The sequence below is a fragment of the Treponema sp. UBA3813 genome, from assembly GCA_002368605.1.
GTDB lineage: Bacteria > Spirochaetota > Spirochaetia > Treponematales > Treponemataceae > Treponema_D.
In genome coordinates, this window is sequence record DFEB01000080.1 from 1 (window position 1) to 4,754 (window position 4,754).

General features: G+C 42.8%; 4 protein-coding genes. 1 reads left to right on the forward strand and 3 read right to left on the reverse strand.

The features are described 5' to 3' along the window. The 3 genes from B2089_RS11910 to B2089_RS11920 all read right to left on the reverse strand — a co-directional run. Positions 1-1,240: type I restriction-modification system subunit M (locus tag B2089_RS11910; RefSeq protein WP_296687450.1), on the reverse strand; the 1,240-nt coding region annotated here is incomplete at its 3' end. An 82-nt stretch (positions 1,241-1,322) separates the two neighbouring features. Further along, positions 1,323-2,918 (reverse strand): glycoside hydrolase 43 family protein, encoded by a 1,596-nt coding sequence (locus B2089_RS11915; RefSeq protein ID WP_296322079.1) that lies wholly within the window; start codon positions 2,916-2,918, stop codon positions 1,323-1,325. Between the two features lie 21 nt (positions 2,919-2,939). Further along, positions 2,940-3,611, reverse strand: coding sequence for a GNAT family N-acetyltransferase (locus B2089_RS11920; protein ID WP_296322076.1), 672 nt, complete (start codon positions 3,609-3,611; stop codon positions 2,940-2,942). Between the two features lie 278 nt (positions 3,612-3,889). Between B2089_RS11920 and B2089_RS11925 the strand changes: the two genes are divergently transcribed. Continuing rightward, positions 3,890-4,750: a flagellin gene (locus B2089_RS11925; RefSeq protein WP_296322073.1), complete on the forward strand. Its 861-nt coding sequence runs from the start codon at positions 3,890-3,892 to the stop codon at positions 4,748-4,750. Positions 4,751-4,754: the final 4 nt, after the last annotated feature.

Below are 4,754 nucleotides of genomic sequence, written 5' to 3' on the forward strand. Positions count from 1 at the left end.
GAAAGCGTTTGATGATATCTGGAATGTCATTTGCTTCAATTGGTTGGCGTTTATCATCAAGCGAGTATCCGTCTGCTTTCATATCATAGAACCAGACATTGTCTGTTCCACCAGCCCCTGTTTTTGTGAAAACAAGAATACCTGTACTTACTCCAGCATAAGGCTTAAATACACCGCTTGGCATACTGATTACTGCCGCAAGCTGATGATTTTCTACAAGCTCTTTGCGCAGTGCTTTATGAGCATTAGATGAACCGAACAAAACTCCATCAGGAACAATACAAGCACAGCGGCCGCCTTTCTTAAGCATACGGATAAAGAGGGCAACGAACAAAAGTTCTGTCTTGGTTGTTGCGCAGATGTTGGTGAGGCTTTCTGCGATTGTTGATTTATTTACGCTTCCAGTAAAGGGCGGATTTGCAAGAATAATATCGAATTCACCTTCAATTTCGTTATTTTTGCTTACACTGTCCTGATAAGCAATATGCGGCTCATGGATTGAGTGGAGCAGAAGGTTCATTGCGGAAATTTTGAGCATTGTACTTCCTGTGTCAAAACCAGTAAGAAGTCCTTTTGAATAATGCTCCCATTCCTTGTCGCCCATTTTTGTTCCGTATGTGTCACGGATAAATTCCGCGCTTGAAATAAGGAAGCCCGCCGTACCGCAGGCCGGGTCGCAGATTGTGTCCATAGGCTGTGGACGAATCAACTGAACCATCATGTCGCGTATCTGTTTTGGAGTGCGGAACATTCCCACCTGACCGGATGAATTCATTTTGCTCAAAACATATTCGTAAATATCGCCCAGCATGTCGCGGGTCTGGACTTCAGGATTTTCAAAGAGTTCATCAAGTTTTGTAATTACGGCTCTTAAGGTCTGTGGGCTAGGAATAGAGAATGCTGCATCTTTCATGTAGCGAGCAAAAGCACTTTCTTCGTTTGCATTTATTTTTTTGATGAAAGGAAAAATCTCTTTATTCATCAAATTAAAGAGTTCGTTTTCTTCAAAGGTCTTAAAAATATGCCAGCGGTATTTCTGTTTATCTTCAGGGAAAATATGTTCCTTCTTTTCACCTGACATTTTTTCGTACTGTTCAGTTTCATTTTCAACTTCATCAAGAGAATGTATGAACATAAGGTATGAGAACTGTTCTATTACAGTAAGGTATTCGCTCATACCCGCACTGAAAAAGTCGTCCCAGATTGAATCTATTTTGTTTTTTATTTCGCCAGTAATCATTTTTCTTCCCCGCTTTTCAGATTTGCAATCATTATAGTATATTTCTGTTTTTTATTATATTACTGATTACTGGAAGAAATAACTAAAAGGAGCCGTATCTTCCTCCAACCCAATGAGCGTTCACAGTTGAGAAGACTTTTGACTTAAAAGCGATTTTTCCATATTTTACAAAAAAACATACTAAGCCAGATTTACCGTCTTTGGCGGCACTAAATTTCATTTTCAACTTGATTGATTTTGAAGCAGATGAGTGACGGCTCTCTTTTGAAGCTAATGCTGAAAGATTTCCGCCTCCAAGACACTCAGGAGCAGGAAGTTCAACTTTTTTTTCTGCCACTTCGTCTCCAAAGCAAGTACAAATTTCCTCGCTCCAGATAACATTTTCACTTCGCTCCGCATCGCCAGATTCACTTCCACTAGATTCAATATAAGAGAGCTTAAATTCATTCGCACCAGATTTTTCAATCTGCATGGCAGCATATTCGTTTCCCAAGAAGATGATTCCCCGTCTCTCCTTTTCATGCCATTTTTCATCCAGAAGGATTTCTTTTTCATAGGAAAATTTTTTTGCATCAATTTTTTTCGTACAAACAGAAGGCGTGAGCCAGAGGGATTTGTCGCTTGTGGCGACAATGCCGGACATTTTTTCGACATTTGCGCTGGTTTGGAATTCAGACACTGGCGGATTTTTTCCATTTCTGTCCTGGCCTTGATGCACATCTGTGTTAATCTGCGTCAATCCGCGTCTGTTTTCATCGGCAGAGACTTCCGGGCACTTCCATTTATCCACAGGCTCGCCGACAACAAGAAGTGATTTTTCCTCATTCAGCTTGACTGCACTTCCCATGACCGGCCAGTCACCTACCCACTTCATCGGCTGCAAATGAGTAATCCGACCGAAAATGCCTGCATCCTGAAAATGAATAAACCAGTCTTGCCCGCTTGCCGTCGTAACCCAGCCGCCCTGATGGGGGCCGTTTGTCCGGGCTTTTCCTTGTGCCAGCACGATTTTTTCTTCGTAGTCGCCGTCGATTCTTTTTGAGCGCAAAACTGTCTGCCAGCCGGTGGTGACTCCTCCCGCCGGAGCGAAAATATAGTAGAATCCATTCCTTTTATAAAATTTCGGACCTTCAATCGTGGGCTGAGTTCTCGTCCCGTCAAAAATGATTTTATCTTCGCTGATTGCCTTGAAACTTTCTGTATCAAGCTCCAAAAGACCGAGTTTTGAATTGAATCCGATCCGGCTTTTTACATAGGCGTGGACGACAAAAAGATGTTCCACGCCATTTTCGTCTTTTTCCCAGAGAGGACAAGGGTCTTCAAAGCCTTTTCCGCTCCAGACACACTGTAATTCGCTCCATTCACCATAGGAATCGCTCGTTCTTGTAAAGAAAATGCCCTCGTCGGGAGTTGCGACGAAAATATAGAAAAATCCCTCGTGAAAGCGGATAGAGGGCGCCCACAAGCCCTTTGCGTTCTGCACTTTTTCATATCCCGGCAGGGGAATCGATTTACAGGCATAATTTATAAGTTCCCAATGAAGCAAATCGCGGGAGTGCAAGACCGGAAGCCCCGGAACAAAATTAAAACTTGAAGCCGTAAGATAAAAATCATCTCCAACACGAATCACATCCGGGTCAGAATAATCGCAAAGTAAAATAGGATTTTTATAATTCATACCATAATCTCCAGGAGGCGTCTAAATTTGGATTCCGCCCAAATCATTTGAATGAGAAGAAAATTCAATATTTTTGAAGGAATCAGCTTCCGCCACCATGACAAGCCCGTCAGCGAATTCTTTTTTTTGAATCGTGGGGAAGAATTTTTCCAGGCTACCGATTGTCTTGAATCCGCACTTTTCGTAGATTTTCAGTGCGTTTTTCCATTCAGAATCGACGAGAAGCAGGACTTTTTTGATTCCACCCAGAGACGAGCAGAGGGCCGCCACGGAATTCATGAAAAATTTCTCACCCAAGCCCCTGCCACGATATTCTTTTAAGAGGGCAAAAGAACTTATATAGAGAATATTGCCATTTGTTTTGTGGGTATGGAAGGGATTATGACCCAGTTCAAAGCGTTTTTCCAGCTTTTTAAGGGCAGATTTACGCTCTTTTTCACCCAAGCCTTCCAGAACAGAAAAATCCGGCAGAGAATCCCATCGCTCGGCACAGAGATAGCCGCAAACCAGGGCGACTTTGTTTTTCTTGACCACTTCCTCACTGGAATCAGCGAGAACGAGAAATCCTTCGGGAATGAGTTTGAGTCTTTTTTCAAAAACCCGCTTTTTTTCCTGTATGGCAGGGATAAAAGACTGACGCTCAATATTCATGATGGAAAAAATATCAAAAGGCTGTGCCGGACAAATAATCATAAGGTCATTATAGACTAAATATCAAGTTTTGCAATTTCCTGCTTCCGCCTGTTTTTGCATTAATGTACAAGTGTAAAAATTGATTTTTAATCTTTAACTTACAGAATTTTTAAAAAAAATTAAAAATTTTTGAAAATTTTACTTAAGTAAATTTTTCAGAGTCCGAAACTATAACTGTAGGGCACAAAACCCGGTGGGTGGGCGCCCCCACAAGGCAACAGGTTTCAAAACTGAAGACCTGTCGTTAAAAACCAGATAGTAATATAAGGAGATAAACTATGGTTATTAATCACAACATGAGTGCGATGTTCGCACAGCGTTCAACAGGTCTTACAGAGTTGGGCAACACTAAAAACATGGAAAAACTTTCATCAGGTATGAAAATTAACCGTGCTGGTGATGACGCTTCTGGACTTGCAGTTTCTGAGAAAATGCGTGCTCAGATCCGCGGTATGAACAAAGCTTCTGAGAACGCTCAGAATGCTATCTCATTCATCCAGACAACTGAAGGCTACTTGCAGGAAACAACTGACATCGTTCAGCGTATCCGTGAGCTCGCAGTTCAGTCATCAAACGGTATCTACACTGATGAAGACCGTATGCAGATTCAGGTTGAAGTTTCAGCTCTCATCGCTGAGGTTGACCGCATCGCTTCACAGGCTCAGTTCAACGGTATGAACCTCTTGACTGGTCGCTTCGCTCGCTCAACTGGTGAAAACTCAGTTACAGCTTCTATGTGGTTCCATGTTGGTGCAAATATGGATCAGCGTGTTCAGGCATTCATCGGAACAATGACAGCAGGTGCTCTCGGACTCCGCAATGTTGGAAACGAAGAGATTATGACTCTTGCTACACCAGATGAAGCTAACCGCGCAATCGGAACTTTGGACGAGGCTCTCAAAAAGATTAACAAACAGCGCGCTGACCTCGGTGCTTACCAGAACCGCCTTGAGAAGACAGTAGTCGGACTCGACATCGGTGCTGAAAACCTTCAGGCTTCTGAGTCACGCATCCGCGATACTGATATGGCTAAGGAAATGGTAGACTTCACAAAGAACCAGGTCCTCCAGCAGGCAGGAACAGCTATGATTGCTCAGGCAAACCAGCAGTCACAGTCAGTCTTGAGCTTGCTCCGATAAGCCA

Excerpts from the sequence above, each read along its gene's own strand:
- B2089_RS11915 (WP_296322079.1), bottom strand. The coding sequence starts at position 2,918 with ATGAATTATAAAAATCCTATTTTACTTTGCGATTATTCTGACCCGGAT.
- B2089_RS11920 (WP_296322076.1), bottom strand. The coding sequence starts at position 3,611 with ATGATTATTTGTCCGGCACAGCCTTTTGATATTTTTTCCATCATGAAT.
- B2089_RS11925 (WP_296322073.1), top strand. The coding sequence starts at position 3,890 with ATGGTTATTAATCACAACATGAGTGCGATGTTCGCACAGCGTTCAACA.